This is a genomic window from Caballeronia sp. INML3B (genome assembly GCF_023631305.1).
In the GTDB taxonomy this organism is placed as follows: Bacteria; Pseudomonadota; Gammaproteobacteria; order Burkholderiales; family Burkholderiaceae; genus Caballeronia; species Caballeronia turbans.
Genome location: NZ_JALQDI010000002.1, coordinates 97,616 through 114,842 on the forward strand (window position 1 = coordinate 97,616; position 17,227 = coordinate 114,842).

The following is a 17,227-nucleotide window of genomic DNA, read 5'->3' on the forward strand; positions in this document are numbered from 1 at the left end:
ATTCAGCGTACTTAGTTAGTCAGGAGAAGAACTTGAAAAAGCTTTCGATCATCGCCGCGGGCGCGCTCGCACTGGGTCTGTCGTTCGGCGCCTCGGTGAGCGCACTCGCCGCCGACACGTACAAGCTCGACCCGAACCACACCTATCCGAGCTTCGAGGCCGATCACTTCGGTGGCGTGTCGACGTGGCGCGGCAAGTTCAACAAGAGCAGCGGTGAAGTCACGCTCGATCGCGCGGCGAAGACGGGCACGGTGAACGTGACCATCGACCTTTCTTCGGTCAACACGGGCAATGTGAAGCTGGACGAGCATCTGCAGAAGGCCGAATTCTTCGATATCGCGAAGTATCCGACGGCCGAGTACAAGGGTACGTCGATCAAGTTCGACGGCGACAAGCCTTCGGAAGTCATCGGCACGCTCACGATGCACGGCGTGACGAAGCCGATCAACCTGAAGGTCGAGAGCTTCAAGTGCTTCGTGAACCCGATGATGAAGAAGGAAGTGTGCGGCGTGGAAGCGACGACGACCTTCGATCGCGGCGACTTCGGAATGGATTACGGCAAGGCGTATGGTTTCAGCCTGAAGACGGTGCTGCATATTCAGGCCGAAGGCGTGAAGCAGTAAGTGTCTTCGGTTTTACCGGCAAGCCGCTTCGCGCGCCGACGCGAAGCGGCGCCGCATGACGACAGGCGCTCCGGCGCCTTGCCTGAAGTTCTTCCATTTTCCCCCGCTTCTTCTCCTTTCCAGACAAGCTACAGACTTTTGCTGATTTGGCAAGGCGGACTGCTATTCTGCGCACGTCAGCAGCGTGCATGGCTGCATGAAAGTAAGATAAACAACCATCTGAAAAGCAAGCTGGTGCAATGAATAGCGACTCCAGAACCGATCTGAGCAACGTGACGGTATGTGCCGTAGACTCGCTCAATCCCCGGCTGGCGTCGCGTGCGCTGGGGATTTCGAGCAGACATTGCAAGTTCGGCGATGTCGTGCTCTTCACGCACGAAGAAATCGATACCGAAGCGCGAATCGTCACTACGCCTCACATCGCGTCGCGCGAGCAATATAACGATTTCATCCTCAAGAACGTCATTCGCCATATCCACACGCCGTGGGTCTTACTCATCCAATGGGACGGTTACGTTGTCGATCCGTCGGCGTGGAGTGCGGACTTTCTGGACTACGACTATATCGGCGCGCGCTGGCCGGCGCATAACGATGGCATGACCGTCGGAAATGGCGGATTCTCGCTGCGCTCGGCGAAACTCATGCATCTGCTTGCGAGCGATGAATTTCCGCTGCGTGACGGAATCAACGAAGACGAGCTGATCGGCCGGATTTATCGACCGGTTCTGGAGGCGCAACATGGCATCAAGTTCTCGCCCAATGAAGTTGCGGACCGGTTCTCATATGAAAATGCCGAGCCAACAGCGCCGACGTTCGGATTTCATTCTCCGCATAACTTTTTCCAACACCTGACTGACCTGGAACTAAAGGAACTGGTCGATATGGCGCATCCGGGCACGGTCGCCACGGACAGCATGATCTGCCTGCTGGCAAACTACCTCGTTCGCAATCGGCTCGTTCCGCTCAGGATCTTGTACTCCGGCATGATGAAAACGGTCGACGCCGATCATGTGCGAAAGACGCTCCTCAAAGTAGGCGTGAGCGCGGATCTGGCCGCATATTGCGTGTCGCTTTGCGAAGCGCTGATCCGCGAGCCTGCGCCCTGAACGGTTCCGGGTTGAGCGAATTCTGTCGGGCTGAAGGCGGTGAGCCGGAAACAAAAAGGGCCGGTCTTTCACAGACCGGCCCTTTTGCTTTTCCAGGCAGACGCCAGGTTCACGCTCAAACCTGCGCGCCCGCGTTCGGATCGTTCGGATCGAACTTGTCCTTCTTGTCCTTCACGAGATCTTCGCGCTTCACGCCGAACCACATCGCGAGCGCCGCCGCGACGAACACCGACGAATAGATACCGAACAGAATACCTACGGTGAGCGCCAGCGCGAAATAATGCAGCGTCGGGCCGCCGAAGAAGAACATCGACAGCACCATCATTTCCGTACAGCCGTGGGTGATGATGGTTCGCGACATCGTGCTCGTGATCGCGTGATCGATCACTTCCTTCACCGTCATCTTGCGCTGCTTGCGGAAGGTTTCGCGAATCCGGTCGAAGATAACGACCGACTCGTTCACCGAGTAGCCGAGCACCGCGAGAATCGCCGCCAGCACGGACAGCGAGAACTCCCACTGGAAGAACGCAAAGAAGCCGAGAATGATCACCACATCGTGCAGGTTCGCGATGATGCCCGCCACCGCGTACTTCCATTCGAAGCGGAACGACAGATAAATCACGATGCCGATGACCACGCACGCGAGCGCGAGCAGGCCGTTCGTCACCAGTTCCTTGCCGACCTGCGGACCGACGAACTCGACGCGTTGCAGCTTCACTTCGGCGTTGTCGGCCTTGAGCGCGGTCATCACCTGATCGCTCTGCTGCGCGGACGTGAGACCCTGCTTGAGCGGCAGACGAATCAGCACGTCCTGCGACGTACCGAAGTTCTGCACCTGCGCGTCGGGGTAGCCGAGCCTTGCCATCGAACCGCGCACCGGTTCGAGCTGCGCGGCTTGCGGATACTGCACCTCGACGACCGTGCCGCCGGTGAACTCCACCGACAGATGCAGGCCGCGATGCACGAGAAAAAATACGGCCACGAGAAACGTCACGAACGAAATCACGTTGAAGATCAACGCGCGTTCCATGAACGGCAAGTCGCGGCGGATGCGGAAGAATTCCATTGTCTATATCTCCGGACTCTGCGGAATCAGCGGGACTCGCCCGGTTTCTGTTGATCGATGCCGGGGCCCGAACGACGGCGCACCGTCGGCTTGCCCGTGCGCGCTTGCGCTTGAGCTGCCGGGCGCGGCGCAGCCGCCGCCGTCTTCGTCTTGCCCTTCGAGGTCTTCACGATTTCGTCGACAGGCGATTCGTCGCCGCGTTGCGCCGCGAGATACGCCGCCGCGGCCGCTTCGGCATTCGAGCCTTCCGGACGCCACACCTGACCGATTGCGAGCGACTTCAGCTTCTTCTTGCCGCCGTACCACAGGTTCACGAGCCCGCGCGAGAAGAACACCGCCGAGAACATCGACGTGAGAATGCCGATACAGTGCACGACCGCAAAGCCGCGCACCGGGCCCGAACCGAACGCGAGCAGCGCCAGACCGGCGATCAGCGTGGTCACGTTCGAGTCGAGAATCGTCGCCCAGGCGTGCTTGAAGCCCTCCTGGATCGCGGTCTGCGGCGGCGCGCCGTTACGCAGTTCCTCGCGGATACGTTCGTTGATCAGCACGTTCGCGTCGATCGCCATACCGAGCGCGAGCGCGATAGCCGCGATACCCGGCAAGGTCAGCGTCGCCTGCAGGAGCGAGAGCACCGCGACCAGCAACAGAAGGTTGACCGAGAGCGCCAGCATCGAGAACACGCCGAACAGCAGGTAGTACGCGACCATGAAGACGGCGATCGCGGCGAAACCGTAGGTCACCGAATCGAAGCCCTTCTTGATGTTGTCCGCGCCGAGGCTCGGGCCGACCGTGCGTTCCTCGATGATGTCCATCGGCGCCGCGAGCGAACCGGCGCGCAGGAGCAGCGCGAGGTCGGTGGCGGCCTGCGGGGTCGGCTGGCCGGTGATCGAGAAGCGGTCGCCGAGCTCGGACTGGATCGTCGCGACCGTCAGCACTTCGCCTTTGCCCTTTTCGAACAGGACCATGGCCATCGGCTTGCCGATGTTGTCGCGCGACACGGCCGACACCGCTCGGCCGCCGGCGGAGTCCAGCCGGATGTTGACGGACGGGCGCTGATGATCGTCGAAGCCCGCCGACGCATCGATGATGCGGTCGCCCGTGAAAATCACCTGCTTGCGCAAGAGCACGAGGCGATCGCCCTGCTTGAACGCTTCGTCGCCGGGCGGCACAGCGTCGTTCGGACCGATGTAGGTGTTGACCGGATCGGCGAGGCGCGCTTCGAGCGTCGCCGTGCGGCCGATGATGTCCTTCGCCTTCGCGGTGTCCTGCACGCCCGGCAGCTCGACCACGATGCGGTCCGAGCCCTGCTGCTGGATCACCGGCTCCGCGACGCCGAGTTCGTTCACGCGGTTATGCAGCGTCGTGATGTTCTGCTTGAGCGCGCTGTCCTCGACGGTCTTCTGCGCAGCCGCCGAGAACGTGCCGACCACCTGGAAGCCGTCGCCGCCCTGGCGCGTCACCCATTGCAGTTCCGACACGCCAGTCTGGAGCTGCGTGCGCGCGCTGTCGGCGCTGTCCTGATCCGAGAAGTTCACGACGACCGACTGCCCGATGCGGTTCACGCCGCCATCGCGGATATTGCGGTCGCGCAGATACGTGCGCGCGTCGGCGGCGTCGGAGTCGAGCTTCTTGTTGAGCGCGCCGGCCATGTCGACCTGCAGCAGGAAGTGCACACCGCCGCGCAAGTCGAGACCGAGGTACATCGGCAGTGCGTGCAGGGCCGTCAGCCAGCGCGGCGAAGCGCTCTGCAGGTTCAGCGCGACGATGTACTGCGGATCGGCCGGATCCGTGTTGAGCGTCTTCGAGAGAAGGTCCTTCACGTGCAACTGCGTGTCGGTGTCCTTCAGGCGCACGCGGATGTTCGCGTTCAGTTGCGAATTATCGAAGGTGACTTCGTCGGCCTTGATATTGTTCGCGGCGAGCGCGGCTTCGACGTTCGCAAGCGTCGAAGAATCGAGCTTGACCGTCGCCTTGCCGCTCGACACCTGAACTGCGGGCGCCTCGCCGAAGAAGTTGGGGAGCGTGTACACGAGGCCGATGACGAGCGCCACCAGCATCACGACATACTTCCAGAGGGGATAACGATTCATGGGAATGGCCGACCGGAAAGTTGGCTTCGGAGGAGAGGGCGTCCGGCGTTATGCGCGATGAGCCGGTGATGAAGGATCGGACGGCTCGGTGAGCGAGGCCGCGCCGGACGCGGTGGAACGAGTGGCCTTACAGCGACTTGATCGTGCCCTTCGGGAGAATGGTGGTCACAGCCGCTTTCTGGATCGTGATTTCCGTGCCTTCGGCGATTTCCACGCCCACGTAAGCATCCGTGACCTTCGTGATCTTGCCGACGATACCGCCGTTGGTCACCACTTCATCGCCCTTGGCCATGGCGGCGAGCATGTTGCGATGCTCCTTCTGACGCTTCATCTGCGGACGGATCATGATGAAGTACAGCACCGCGAACATCAGGATCAGCGGCAGGAAGCTCATCAGGCTCGATTCCGCGCCACCCGCGGTTACGCCTTGTGCAAAGGCATTGGAAATGAACGACACGTTGGTCTCTCCGTTAAAACGTCACAAATACGTTCGAAAAACTCGAATGGAAATTAGCCCGGTATTCTACCACTCGCCCATGACGCGACACTCCGGGAATGCGCTTTGTCATCAAGCCGTTACGACTCGCATTTCCGGACTTTCGCTGCATGCTCGGCGAACAGTAGAAAGGCAATTGTAATACTGCCGCGCCATTTCAAGACGCGGCTCAATCGACTCCGCGCGCACGATTTTCCGCGAACGTCTTGCGGAATGCTTCGAACGAGTGATTTTCGATCGATGCCCGCACTTCGCCGATCAATTGCAGGTAGTAGTGCAGGTTGTGAATCGTGTTCAGTTGCGCGCCGAGAATTTCACCGACGCGATGCAGATGGTGCAGATACCCGCGCGTGAAGTTCTGGCATGTGTAGCAGCCGCAGCTTTCGTCGAGCGGCTTCATCGAATTCTTGTGCGTCGCGTTCTTGATCTTGAGATCGCCGAAACGCGTGAAGAGCCAGCCGTTGCGTGCGTTGCGGGTAGGCATCACGCAGTCGAACATGTCGACGCCCGCCGCGACGCCCGCGACGAGATCCTCCGGCGTGCCGACGCCCATCAGGTAATGCGGCTTGTCGGCGGGCAGCTTCGGACCGATGTGGTTCAGCACGCGCATCATGTCTTCCTTCGGCTCGCCGACGGAAAGCCCGCCGATCGCGAGACCGTGAAAGCCGATCTCGGAAAGACCCGCGAGCGATTCGTCGCGCAGATCCTCGAACATCCCGCCCTGCACGATGCCAAAGAGCGCGTTCGGGTTGCCGAGCCGGTTGAATTCGTCGATGGACCGCTTCGCCCAGCGCATCGACATGCGCATGGAATCCGCAGCGTCCTTGTGCGAGGTCGGAATGCCGTTGGTCGAGTAGGGCGTGCATTCGTCGAACTGCATGACGATGTCGGAGTTCAGCACCTTCTGTATCTGCATCGACACTTCGGGCGAAAGGAAGAGCCGGTCACCGTTGATCGGCGACGCGAACGTCACGCCTTCTTCGGTGATCTTGCGCAGTTCGCCGAGCGAAAACACCTGAAAGCCGCCCGAATCGGTGAGGATCGGCCGGTTCCAGCCCATGAATTTGTGCAAGCCGCCGTGCGCGCCGATGACTTCCAGCCCCGGACGCAGCCACAGGTGGAACGTGTTGCCGAGGATGATCTGCGCGCGCAGCTCCTCGAGCTCGCGCGGCTGGATCGCCTTGACGGTGCCGTAGGTTCCGACCGGCATGAAGATCGGCGTTTCGACGACGCCGTGATTGAGCGTGAGGCGCCCGCGGCGCGCCTGGCCGTCGGTCGTCAGCAATTCGAACTTGAGCCCGTTCTCGGGCGGGGTGTGGTTGGCGGTCATCAGAATTCCTGCCACTGGAAAACAGTCCAGCGCATTGGTTGAAAAAACTAGTCGCGGCGCGTCAGCAGCATGGCGTCGCCGTAACTGAAGAAACGGTACTTCTCCTCGATCGCGTGACGATATGCATCGCGAATCGTTTCCATGCCGGCGAACGCCGACACGAGCATCAGCAGCGTCGATTTCGGCAGATGGAAGTTCGTCACCAGCCGGTCGACGACGCGAAATTCGTAGCCAGGCGTGATGAAGATATCGGTTTCGGCCTGCGTCGCGGCGAGCGGCCGGCCGGCGCTTGCCGCATCGCGCGCGGCGGCTTCGAGCGCGCGCATCGACGTCGTGCCGACCGCGATCACCTTGTTGCCGCGCGCCTTCACCGCCGCGATGCGATCGACGAGCGATTGCGGCAGGTCGTACCACTCGGTGTGCATCTTGTGCTCCGCGATGTTCTCCACGCGCACCGGCTGGAACGTGCCCGCGCCGACGTGCAGCGTCAACGTCGCGCGCTCGACGCCGCGGGCATCGAGTTCGGCGAAAAGGGCGTCGTCGAAATGCAGGCCCGCAGTCGGCGCGGCCACCGCGCCGGGATTGGCCGCATAAACGGTCTGATAGCGCGTTTCGTCGTAGGCGTCGGCGTCGTGCTCGATATAGGGCGGCAGCGGCAAGCGCCCGTATTGCTCGATGAGCGTCAGGCATTCGGCCGGAAAGTGCAGCGTGTAGAACGGCTCGACGCGCTCGCCGACGGTCACGTCGAATGCATCCGCGAGGCGGATCGTGGTGCCTTCGGCCGGGCTCTTGCTCGCGCGGATCTGCGCGAGCGCCGTGGTCGCGCCGGTCAGCCGCTCGACCAGCACCTCGACGCGCCCGCCACTGGCCTTCTGGCCGAAGAAGCGCGCCTTCAGGACTTTGGTATCGTTGAACACCAGCAAATCGCCCGGCGCGATCAGATCGGGAAGTTCGGAGAAGCGCCGATCGACGAGCGTGGCGGGCGTGATGCGGTTGTCGACCTCGAGCAGGCGGCTCGCGCTGCGCTCGGCGAGCGCACTCTGCGCGATCAGCTCGGGCGGCAGATTAAAATCGAAATCGGAAAGCGTGAACATGGCGTGACTGGGTGACGCAACTTAGGCGCGAACAGGACGCGAAAAAACCGCAATCGCGCCGAACAAACCTCATATTGTACTTGCGAAGAGAGTCAATGCCCTTGTCCGACCGCCGCCTGGCTTCCCCGACCGACGCACTCCCGACCGCGGACGAAGCCGACGCGCCTGTCGCGCGCAAGCGGGCGAAGACGGCGGAAAGCGCCGGGAAAAAAACCAAACCGGTCGTGAGGACGGCGGACAAGCTCGCGAAGCTGGGCCTGAAATCGGACATCGATCTCGTATTGCATCTGCCGATGCGCTACGAGGACGAGACCTCGCTCACGCCCATCGGCGAACTGATTCCCGGCGATATTGCCCAGACCGAAGGCGTCGTGTTCGACAACGAGATCGCGTATCGGCCGCGTCGCCAGTTGCTCGTGAAGATTCACGACGACGCCGGCGACGAGCTTACGCTGCGCTTCCTCAACTTCTACGGCTCGCAGGTCAACCAGATGGCCATCGGCGTGCGCCTGCGCGTGCGTGGCGATGTGCGCGGCGGCTTCTTCGGGATGGAGATGGTGCATCCGGCGGTGCGTCCCGTCGATGACGACACGCCGCTGCCGCAAGCGCTCACACCGGTTTATCCGTCGACGGCGGGCATTTCGCAGGCGTACTTGCGCAAGGCCATCGACTCGGCCATTTCCCGCGTGTCGCTGCCGGAACTGCTGCCCGAGCCGATCGCGCGCGCGCATCTCGCGCCGCTGAACGTGCCCGGCCTGCTCGACGCCGTTAAGACGCTGCATCATCCGCGCGCGGATTCGGATGAAACCGCGCTCATCGACGGCACGCATCCGGCGTGGACGCGCATCAAATTCGAGGAATTGCTCGCGCAGCAACTGTCGCTCAAGCGCGCACACGAGGAGCGACGCACGCGCGCCGCGCCCGCGATGCCGCGCCGCCTGCCCGACGATGACGCGTCGCTCGTCGTGAGGCTGTTGCGCACGCTGCCTTTCGCGCTGACCGGCGCGCAGCAGCGCGTGGTCGCGGAAATCGCGGGCGAACTGACGCTCGCGCATCCGATGCAGCGGCTGCTTCAAGGCGATGTCGGCAGCGGCAAGACGATCGTCGCGGCGCTGGCGGCGGCACAGGCCATCGACGCCGGATATCAGGCCGCGCTCATGGCGCCGACCGAAATCCTCGCGGAGCAGCACGCGCGCAAACTCCGCGGCTGGCTGGAGCCGCTGGGCGTCACGGTCGCGTGGCTCGCGGGCAGCCTTAAGGCGAAGGAAAAGCGCGCCGCGATCGAGGCGGCGGCGCTCGGCACGGCCAAGCTCGTCATCGGCACGCACGCGATCATTCAGGATGCGGTGGAGTTCGCGCGCCTCGGACTCGTGATCGTCGACGAGCAGCATCGCTTCGGCGTCGCGCAACGGCTTGCCCTGCGGGCGAAAGCCCTGAATGCGGCGGACGGCGCGCGCGACTTCCAGCCGCATCAACTGATGATGTCCGCGACGCCGATCCCGCGCACGCTCGCGATGACCTACTACGCGGATCTCGACGTCTCGACCATCGACGAACTTCCGCCCGGCCGCACGCCGATCCTCACCAAGGTGGTGTCGGACGGCAGGCGCGACGAAATTATCGGCCGCGTGCGTGAAGCGGCGCTGACCGGACGGCAGGTGTACTGGGTCTGTCCGCTGATCGAGGAAAGCGAGACGCTGCAGTTGCAGACGGCCGTCGAGACCTACGAGACGCTGGTTGCCGCGCTGCCCGAACTGCGCGTCGGGCTGGTTCACGGCCGGCTCGCACCCGCCGAAAAAGCGGCGGTGATGGACGCGTTCTCGCGCAACGAAGTGCAACTGCTCGTCGCGACGACGGTGATCGAAGTCGGCGTCGACGTGCCGAATGCGTCGCTGATGGTGATCGAGCATGCGGAGCGTTTCGGTCTCGCGCAACTGCATCAGTTGCGCGGGCGCGTGGGTCGGGGCAGCGCGGCGTCCGTGTGCGTGCTGATGTATTCGAACCCGCTGTCGCAGACCGCCCGCGCGCGCCTGAAAACCATGCGTGAGACAACCGATGGCTTCGAGATCGCTCGCCGCGATCTCGAGATTCGCGGCCCCGGCGAATTTCTCGGCGCGCGGCAATCGGGTGAAGCGATGTTGCGCTTCGCGAGTCTCGAAAACGATGGCTGGCTGATCGAACCGGCGCGCGCCGCCGCCGATCAGATGCTCGCGCAGTTCCCAGACGCCGTCACGCGGCACCTCGCGCGCTGGCTCGGCGCGAGGGAGCACTATTTGAAGGCCTGACTGAACTCGCGCGGGTCATGTCGGTCCCTATTTAGCCGGCGCGGACCGGCGATTCGGCAGAAGTTGTCGAACGACGGCACGCAGGTGTATAACTCAAACCTATTGAATCAATGTATTTCATTGGCCGCCAATGACCCTCACTGAACTGAAGTACATCGTCGCGGTCGCGCGCGAGCGGCATTTCGGCCGCGCGGCCGAGGCGTGCTTCGTCAGCCAGCCGACGCTGTCGGTGGCAATCAAGAAGCTCGAAGACGAACTCAACGTGCAGATCTTCGAGCGCGGCACGAGCGAAGTCAGCGTGACGCCGATCGGCGAGCAGATCGTGACGCAAGCGCAGCGCGTGCTCGAACAGACGCTCGCCATCAAGGAAATCGCCAAGCAGGGCAAGGATCCGCTCGTCGGTCCGTTGCGCCTCGGCGTGATCTACACCATCGGACCGTATCTGCTGCCCACGCTCGTCAAGCAGATGATCAAGTCGGTCCCGCAGATGCCGCTGATGCTCCAGGAGAACTACACGCTCAAGCTGATCGAGCTGCTGAAGCAGGGCGAAATCGATGTCGCGATCATGGCGCTGCCGTTCCCCGAAACCGGGCTGATGGTGCGCGCGCTCTATGACGAGCCCTTCGTCGTCGCGATGCCTTCCGGCCACGCGTGGGAGAACCGCGCGAAGATCGATCCGGACGATCTCAAGCAGGAAACCATGCTGCTGCTCGGCAGCGGTCACTGCTTCCGCGATCACGTGCTCGGCGTATGCCCCGAATTGATGCGCTTCTCGCAGAACGCGGACGGCATCCAGAAGACGTTCGAAGGCTCCTCGCTGGAGACGATCCGTCATATGGTCGCGAGCGGCGTCGGAATTACGGTGCTGCCGCGCATGTCGGTGAGCGAGGTGAAGCCGCACGCGGGGGGCATCGATTCGGGTCTGCTCAGCTACGTGCCGTTCGATGAACCGGTGCCGGACCGGCGCGTCGTGCTGGCATGGCGCAAGAGTTTCACGCGCATGCCTGCCATCGACGCCATCTGCGAAGCGATCGCCAATTGCGATTTGCCGGGCGTGAGAAAGCTCGACATGCCTGTCGCCGTGAACTGATCGACCTTTTCCCTGAAAACGCCGCGCTCTGGCAACGGAGCGCGGCGTTTTCGTTTGGCGCACGCCTTAAGGCAAAGCTGGCGCGAAGTTCGGCCTATCGAATAGATAAATTTAATCGAATTAAAAATGTCGATAGTCTAAGTTAGGATTCTCTCACTGCCGGTTCTCGGCCGACATCACGACAGAGAGAGGATTCCATGACCGCCAAGACCTTCTTCGACCGCTGGAACAGCCTGCGCGACATGACGGTTTCGATCCTCGCCGATTTCGCTCGCGTCGCCTGAAGCGCGCGGCTCGCATCATCCCACGCAACCCAAAAAAGCAGGAGCATCACGATGACGACTCAACGACTCACGACCGCAGCAGGCGCACCCGTCGGCGACAACCAGAACTCGCAGACCGCTGGCCCGCGCGGCCCGGTCACGCTGCAGGATTTCTGGCTCGTCGAGAAACTCGCCCACTTCGACCGCGAAGTGATTCCGGAGCGCCGCGTGCACGCGAAGGGCTCGGGCGCGTTCGGCACGTTTCGCGTGACGCACGATATCTCGCTATATACGAAGGCGAAGTTGTTCGCCGACATCGGCAAGGAAACGCCGATCTTCATGCGCTTCTCGACGGTCGCGGGCGAGCGCGGCGCCGCCGACGCCGAGCGCGACGTGCGCGGCTTCTCGCTCAAGTTCTATACGGAAGAGGGAAACTGGGACGTCGTCGGCAACAACACGCCGGTGTTCTTCATCCGCGATCCGCTCAAGTTTCCCGACTTCATTCACACGCAAAAACGCGATCCGTACACGAACATGCGCAGCAATGTCGCGGCGTGGGATTTCTGGTCGCGTCACCCGGAATCGCTGCATCAGGTGACGATTCTCATGAGCGACCGTGGCATTCCGAAAAACTACCGGCAGATGCACGGCTTCGGATCGCACACGTTTTCGTTCGTCAACAAGGACGGCGAGCGCTTCTATGTGAAGTTCCACTTCAAGTCGCAGCAACCGCTCGACCATTACACGGATGCCGAAGCCGCGGCGGTGATCGCGAACGATCGCGAAAGCGCGCAGCGTGATCTCGTGGAGAACATCGACAACGGCAACTTCCCGCGCTGGAATTTCCGCATTCAGGTGATGACGGAAGAAGAGGCGGCGAAGTCGAAGGTGAATCCGTTCGACATCACCAAAGTGTGGTCGCACAAGGACTATCCGCTGATCGACGTCGGTGTGATCGAGTTGAATCGCAACGCGCAGAATTACTTCGCGGATGTCGAGCAGGCCGCGTTCTCGCCGGCGAACGTGGTGCCGGGCATCGGCTTCTCGCCGGATCGCCTGTTGCAGGGCCGCCTGTTCTCGTATGGCGACACGCAGCGTTATCGTCTCGGCATCAATCATCACCAGATTCCGGTGAATGCGCCGCGCGCGCCGATCGCCAATCCGTTTCATCGCGATGGCGCAATGCGCACCGATGGCAATCTCGGCGGGCGCGTGAATTACGAGCCGAACCGCTACGGCGAATTCGCGCAGGACGCCAACGCGAACGAGCCGCCGCTCGCGGGCGGCACGGTGCATCGCTACGACCATCGCGAGGACGACGACTACTACAGCCAGCCGGCGGCGCTGTTCAGGCTCTTCGACGACGCGCAGCGCGAGCGCTTCTTCGGCAACATCGCGCGGCACATTCATGGCGTGCCGAACGAAATCGTCGCGCGGCAAATCGGGCATTTCCGCCGCATCGACGCGGCTTACGCGCAGGGCGTGATCGACGCGCTCGCGAAGCTCGGCCAGTACGTCGACGAGAAAGATACCGCCGCTGCGTGACGGCGGCGCTGGGATACACCGGGAGAAAACATCATGTCGCAAGCGTTGAAGCACATCGCACAGGCGGTCGACCACATCGAAGCATCCAGCCGTCAGGCGTCGCGCGGCGTGCGCGTCGCGATTGCATTCGGCATCGTCGCGGCGGGCTATGGACTCGTCGTGGCGAGCGGTGTCGTCGGCGCCTGAGCGTCGTCGAAGCTTTCGACAGACTTGCGAAGCAATACGGCGCTTCCTGTTTCTCTACGATAAACTGTCGAGCGCTCGAAGCGCCGCGCGGCAAGGCGATGCGCGCGGCGTTCGCAACGTTCGAATCACTCTCTCACGGAGTCATCATGGCGAAGAAAGGCACTGCACCTGCCGTCAACATCGGCATCAGCGACAAAGACCGCAAGAAGATCGCCGACGGGCTGTCCCGGCTGCTGGCCGATACGTACACGCTCTATCTGAAGACGCACAACTTTCACTGGAACGTCACGGGTCCGATGTTCAACACGCTGCATCTGATGTTCGAGACGCAGTACAACGAACTCGCGCTCGCCGTCGATTCGATCGCGGAACGCATCCGCGCGCTGGGCGTGCATGCGCCGGGCAGCTACAAGGAATTCGCGAAGCTGTCGTCAATCCCGGAAGCGGACGGCGTGCCGGCTGCCGAAGACATGATCCGTCAGCTGGTGGAAGGTCAGGAAGCGGTGGTGCGCACGGCGCGCGAGATTTTCCCGGCGACCGAAGCCGCGAACGACGAGCCGACGGCCGACCTGCTCACGCAACGCATGCAGACGCACGAGAAGACCGCGTGGATGCTGCGCGCGATGCTGGCCTGATGCTTCTTCCGTTTCGAAGCGATGAAACCCCGCTCTCAAGCGGGGTTTTTGCTTTTGAGGATGTCCCGGCACGCTGATCTAAAATAGCCGGATCGCGTTTCTCTGCCTCGACATTCGCCATGCTCGCCCGTCTTCCGCTTTACATGCGCCTCGTGCGCCTCGACAAGCCCATCGGCAGCCTGTTGCTGCTATGGCCGACGCTCAACGCATTGTGGATCGCGTCCGATGGCCGTCCGTCGCCGATGCTGCTCGTCATCTTCACGATCGGCACGATCCTGATGCGCTCGGCGGGCTGCGCGATCAACGACTACGCCGACCGCGATTTCGACCGCCACGTGAAGCGCACCGCCGAGCGGCCGATCACGTCGGGCAAGATCAAGGCATGGGAAGCGGTGGCACTCGCGGCGGCGCTGGCGCTCGTCGCGTTCCTGCTGATCCTGCCGCTCAACACGCTAACCAAGGAGTTGTCGGTGTTCGCGCTGTTCGTCGCGGGCACGTATCCGTTCACCAAGCGCTTCTTCGCGATTCCGCAGGCGTATCTCGGCATCGCGTTCGGCTTCGGCATCCCGATGGCCTTCGCCGCCGTGCAGAACCACGTGCCGATGCTCGCGTGGATCATGCTCGCGGCGAACGTGTTCTGGTCGGTCGCGTACGACACCGAATACGCGATGGTCGACCGCGACGACGACATCAAGATCGGCATTCGCACGTCCGCGCTCACGTTCGGCCGATACGACGTGCTGGCCGTCATGCTGTGTTACGCGGTGACGCTCGCGATCTACGTGGGCATCGGCATCGCACTGGGATATGGCTGGCTCTACTGGCTCGGCTGGCTCGCGGCGGCGGGTTGCGCGGTGTATCACTACGGGCTGATCCGCAATCGCGAGCGGATGGCGTGCTTCGCGGCGTTCAAGCATAACAACTGGCTCGGAGGGATGCTGTTCGCGGGAATCGCCCTTCACTACGCGTTTTCGAGTTGAGCCCTTTTGCGTGGATCGAGTGCCCGCAACGTGCGCAACGCACGTTGCGTAAAACCATAGCTCGCTGCTTTATGTCAATCTGCGAAATGGTTTGAGAACGAAAAATTTGATCACATCGCGGCGTCGCGGCCTTATGTTTTGATAACGTCGTGCGCCAGTCAAACGATTGGTTGCCCGGGAACGCTCAAAGCAAAGCCTCCCGTGGCGCCCGGTGATTCTCACGAACGCACCGTCCCTTCCCTCGACAAGCCGGTTGAACACTGCGGGGTTTTCCGCGCGGTGGCAATCGTTCGCTTGCTTCATTTTCAGCGTGTGAATCATGGGTTCTCTTGCTCGCTTCGATCTGGCTGCACTCGTTTCCCGGAATCGGGTCACACATCTCATTGAAACCGGTTATGGAAAGGGCGATTCTTGCCGAGCCGCATTGTCCGCCGGGTTCACCAAAGCGCTGTCCTGCGAAATCTTCAAGCCGCTTTTCGCAGAGGCGGAACAAAGCGAACGTCTCCATGTGGCGAATGCTGACAGTCTTGCCTTTTTGCGCTCGGCCCCGGTGGAAGACACACTGGCCGGGCGACGCTGCCTCGTTTTTCTGGACGCGCATTATCCCGGCGCGGACTATGGCGGCAACAGCTATATCAGCCAGGAGCATGCTCCGACCGAGCGCCTGCCGCTGCTCGCTGAACTCGAACTCCTGCGCGGCCGGACGGCTAACGCACTCATCGTGCTGGACGATGTGCGCATCTACCGGCGCGACTTCCGGACGAACGCAGGGACCCTTCCGGATTGGGTCGAGAACGGCTTCGATCAGGAAGCGGCGTTCCTCGAATTGCTCGCGTCGTTCGAGTCCACGCATACGGTGCACTGGCATGGAGAGGATACGGGCTACGCGGTGCTATGGCCGCGTGCGTGGGGCGAGTACGGGCTGAAGAAATGGGTCGTTCCCGGCGATCAGACGCAGCCGTTTGTGCTGACGCTGGGTGTTCCGGGTACGACGTGCATATCGGTCAATCGCCGTCTGCTCGACGCTCGCTTCGGCAATCGCTGGCTCGTGGGCAAGGGGCTCGATATCGGCGGCGGCAACGACAGCATCGCGCTGTATAGCACGTTGTTTCCGCGCATCGAGAGCGTGACGGTCTATGAGTGGGCGCAGGGGGACGCGCAATACCTCGAGAACGTTCGGGACAACAGCTTCGACTTCGTCTATTCGGGGCACTGCCTCGAACACGTGATGGACCCGCGCGTCGCGTTGCGCCACTGGTTGCGCGTGCTCAAGCCGGGCGGCCATCTAGTCATCACCGTGCCGGACGAGGACATGTACGAGCAAGGTGTATGGCCGTCGACATTCAACACCGACCACAAGCACACGTTCACCCTCTTCAAGCGCAAAAGCTGGTCGCCTGTGTCGATCAACGTGCTCGATTTGCTGCGCGATTTCGAACGCGAAGTCAGCGTGAAGAAGGCCGAACTGCTGGATCACAGCTTCATGCACGGCATGGAGCGCTTCGACCAGACGCGGACTGCCTTCGCGGAGTGCGGCATCGAGTTCGTCGTGCAGAAGCTTTGAGCGAGCGCGGCGCGCGTGCTTGCGCGCGCCGCTCGTTCAGGGTGGCGTCGCTCGATCAGGCGCCGCCCAGTTCATCCCCCATCTCTTTCGCCCGCGCTTGCGCCGCCAGTGCGCCGCGCACGATCGCGTCCTTCACGCCCTGAGTATCGAACGAGGCGAGCGCGGCCGCCGTGGTGCCGCCCTTCGACGTCACGCGCTCGCGCAGCACGCTCGCCGGCTCGCCCGATTGCGCCGCCAGTTGCGCCGCACCCGTGAACGTGGCGACCGCGAGCGCGCGGCCTTGCTCCTCGTCCATGCCGAGCTGGCGGGCCGCTTCCTGCATCGCTTCGATGAAATAGAACACGTAGGCCGGGCCGCTGCCGGAGATCGCCGTGACCGCGTCGAGCTTGGCTTCGTCGTCGAACCAGACGGCCGTGCCGACCGCTTCCAGGACCTGGCTGCTGAGCGCCTTCGCCGCGTCGCTCACGCCGGGCAGCGCGGCCAGACCCGTCACGCCCATGCCGATCAGCGCGGGCGTGTTCGGCATCGTGCGCACGATCTGCGTATAGCCGTTCAGCCAGCGCGAAAGATCGGTCGCGCGGATGCCCGCCGCGATGCTGATGATCGTCTGCTTCGACAGATGCGGCGCGAGCGCTTCGGCCACACTCTTGAGCACTTGCGGCTTCACGGCGAGCACGATCGCGTCGTAACCGGCGAGCGTTGCATCGACGGCCGCGCCGGTCGCGATGCCGAACTGTTTCGCCGTGCGCTCGCGCGCTTCGTCGTTGATGTCGACGGCGTAGATGTCGGACGGCTGGACGCCGCGCTTGATCAGACCGCCGATGAGCGCCGCGGCCATGTTGCCGCCGCCGATGAATGCGATTTTCATGGT

Annotated in this window: 15 protein-coding genes; 9 read left to right on the forward strand and 6 right to left on the reverse strand. The window is 62.5% G+C overall.

The window, feature by feature from the left end:
* The first annotated feature begins 32 nt into the window (after positions 1–32).
* Entirely contained in the window at positions 33–623 is a 591-nt protein-coding gene (locus NCS58_RS02770) for a YceI family protein (protein WP_250537792.1), read from the forward strand.
* A gap of 239 nt (positions 624–862) precedes the next feature.
* The gene (locus NCS58_RS02775; RefSeq protein ID WP_250537793.1) at positions 863–1,729 is read left to right on the forward strand and encodes a DUF5672 family protein; all 867 of its coding nucleotides are present in this window, start codon (positions 863–865) and stop codon (positions 1,727–1,729) included.
* Positions 1,730–1,844: 115 nt separating this feature from the next.
* Here NCS58_RS02775 and secF read toward each other — a convergent pair whose 3' ends face one another.
* The 5 genes from secF to queA form a co-directional block, all read right to left on the reverse strand.
* Positions 1,845–2,795, reverse strand: coding sequence for a protein translocase subunit SecF (gene secF, locus NCS58_RS02780; RefSeq protein WP_061117793.1), 951 nt, complete (start codon positions 2,793–2,795; stop codon positions 1,845–1,847).
* A 26-nt stretch (positions 2,796–2,821) separates the two neighbouring features.
* Entirely contained in the window at positions 2,822–4,888 is a 2,067-nt protein-coding gene (gene secD / locus NCS58_RS02785) for a protein translocase subunit SecD (RefSeq protein ID WP_250537794.1), read from the reverse strand.
* Between the two features lie 127 nt (positions 4,889–5,015).
* Positions 5,016–5,345 carry a preprotein translocase subunit YajC gene (gene yajC / locus NCS58_RS02790; protein WP_061117791.1) on the reverse strand — a complete coding sequence of 110 codons (330 nt, stop codon included), beginning with the start codon at positions 5,343–5,345 and terminating at the stop codon, positions 5,016–5,018.
* 208 nt (positions 5,346–5,553) lie between these two features.
* Positions 5,554–6,714 (reverse strand): tRNA guanosine(34) transglycosylase Tgt, encoded by a 1,161-nt coding sequence (gene tgt / locus NCS58_RS02795; protein ID WP_061117790.1) that lies wholly within the window; start codon positions 6,712–6,714, stop codon positions 5,554–5,556.
* Between the two features lie 47 nt (positions 6,715–6,761).
* The gene (gene queA / locus NCS58_RS02800; protein ID WP_250537795.1) at positions 6,762–7,808 is read right to left on the reverse strand and encodes a tRNA preQ1(34) S-adenosylmethionine ribosyltransferase-isomerase QueA; all 1,047 of its coding nucleotides are present in this window, start codon (positions 7,806–7,808) and stop codon (positions 6,762–6,764) included.
* A gap of 95 nt (positions 7,809–7,903) precedes the next feature.
* Here queA and recG point away from each other — a divergent pair, with 95 nt between their 5' ends.
* From recG to NCS58_RS02835, 7 genes are all read left to right on the forward strand, one after another.
* Positions 7,904–10,093, forward strand: coding sequence for an ATP-dependent DNA helicase RecG (gene recG, locus NCS58_RS02805; protein WP_250537796.1), 2,190 nt, complete (start codon positions 7,904–7,906; stop codon positions 10,091–10,093).
* Positions 10,094–10,223: 130 nt separating this feature from the next.
* A complete protein-coding gene (locus tag NCS58_RS02810) occupies positions 10,224–11,183 on the forward strand; it encodes a hydrogen peroxide-inducible genes activator (protein WP_061117787.1) in 960 nt (319 codons plus the stop codon).
* A gap of 335 nt (positions 11,184–11,518) precedes the next feature.
* Positions 11,519–12,991 carry a catalase gene (locus NCS58_RS02815; protein WP_250537797.1) on the forward strand — a complete coding sequence of 491 codons (1,473 nt, stop codon included), beginning with the start codon at positions 11,519–11,521 and terminating at the stop codon, positions 12,989–12,991.
* A gap of 33 nt (positions 12,992–13,024) precedes the next feature.
* Positions 13,025–13,177 carry a hypothetical protein gene (locus tag NCS58_RS02820; RefSeq protein WP_250537798.1) on the forward strand — a complete coding sequence of 51 codons (153 nt, stop codon included), beginning with the start codon at positions 13,025–13,027 and terminating at the stop codon, positions 13,175–13,177.
* Positions 13,178–13,323: 146 nt separating this feature from the next.
* Positions 13,324–13,812: a Dps family protein gene (locus NCS58_RS02825; RefSeq protein WP_061117886.1), complete on the forward strand. Its 489-nt coding sequence runs from the start codon at positions 13,324–13,326 to the stop codon at positions 13,810–13,812.
* Between the two features lie 119 nt (positions 13,813–13,931).
* Complete coding sequence (gene ubiA, locus NCS58_RS02830; RefSeq protein WP_250537799.1) at positions 13,932–14,792, forward strand: 4-hydroxybenzoate octaprenyltransferase; 861 nt, start codon at positions 13,932–13,934, stop codon at positions 14,790–14,792.
* A gap of 550 nt (positions 14,793–15,342) precedes the next feature.
* Complete coding sequence (locus tag NCS58_RS02835; RefSeq protein WP_250476308.1) at positions 15,343–16,356, forward strand: class I SAM-dependent methyltransferase; 1,014 nt, start codon at positions 15,343–15,345, stop codon at positions 16,354–16,356.
* Between the two features lie 55 nt (positions 16,357–16,411).
* On the opposite strand, the gene proC is transcribed toward NCS58_RS02835, so the two are convergent.
* Positions 16,412–17,224 (reverse strand): pyrroline-5-carboxylate reductase, encoded by an 813-nt coding sequence (proC, locus tag NCS58_RS02840; protein WP_250537800.1) that lies wholly within the window; start codon positions 17,222–17,224, stop codon positions 16,412–16,414.
* Between the last annotated feature and the right edge of the window lie 3 nt (positions 17,225–17,227).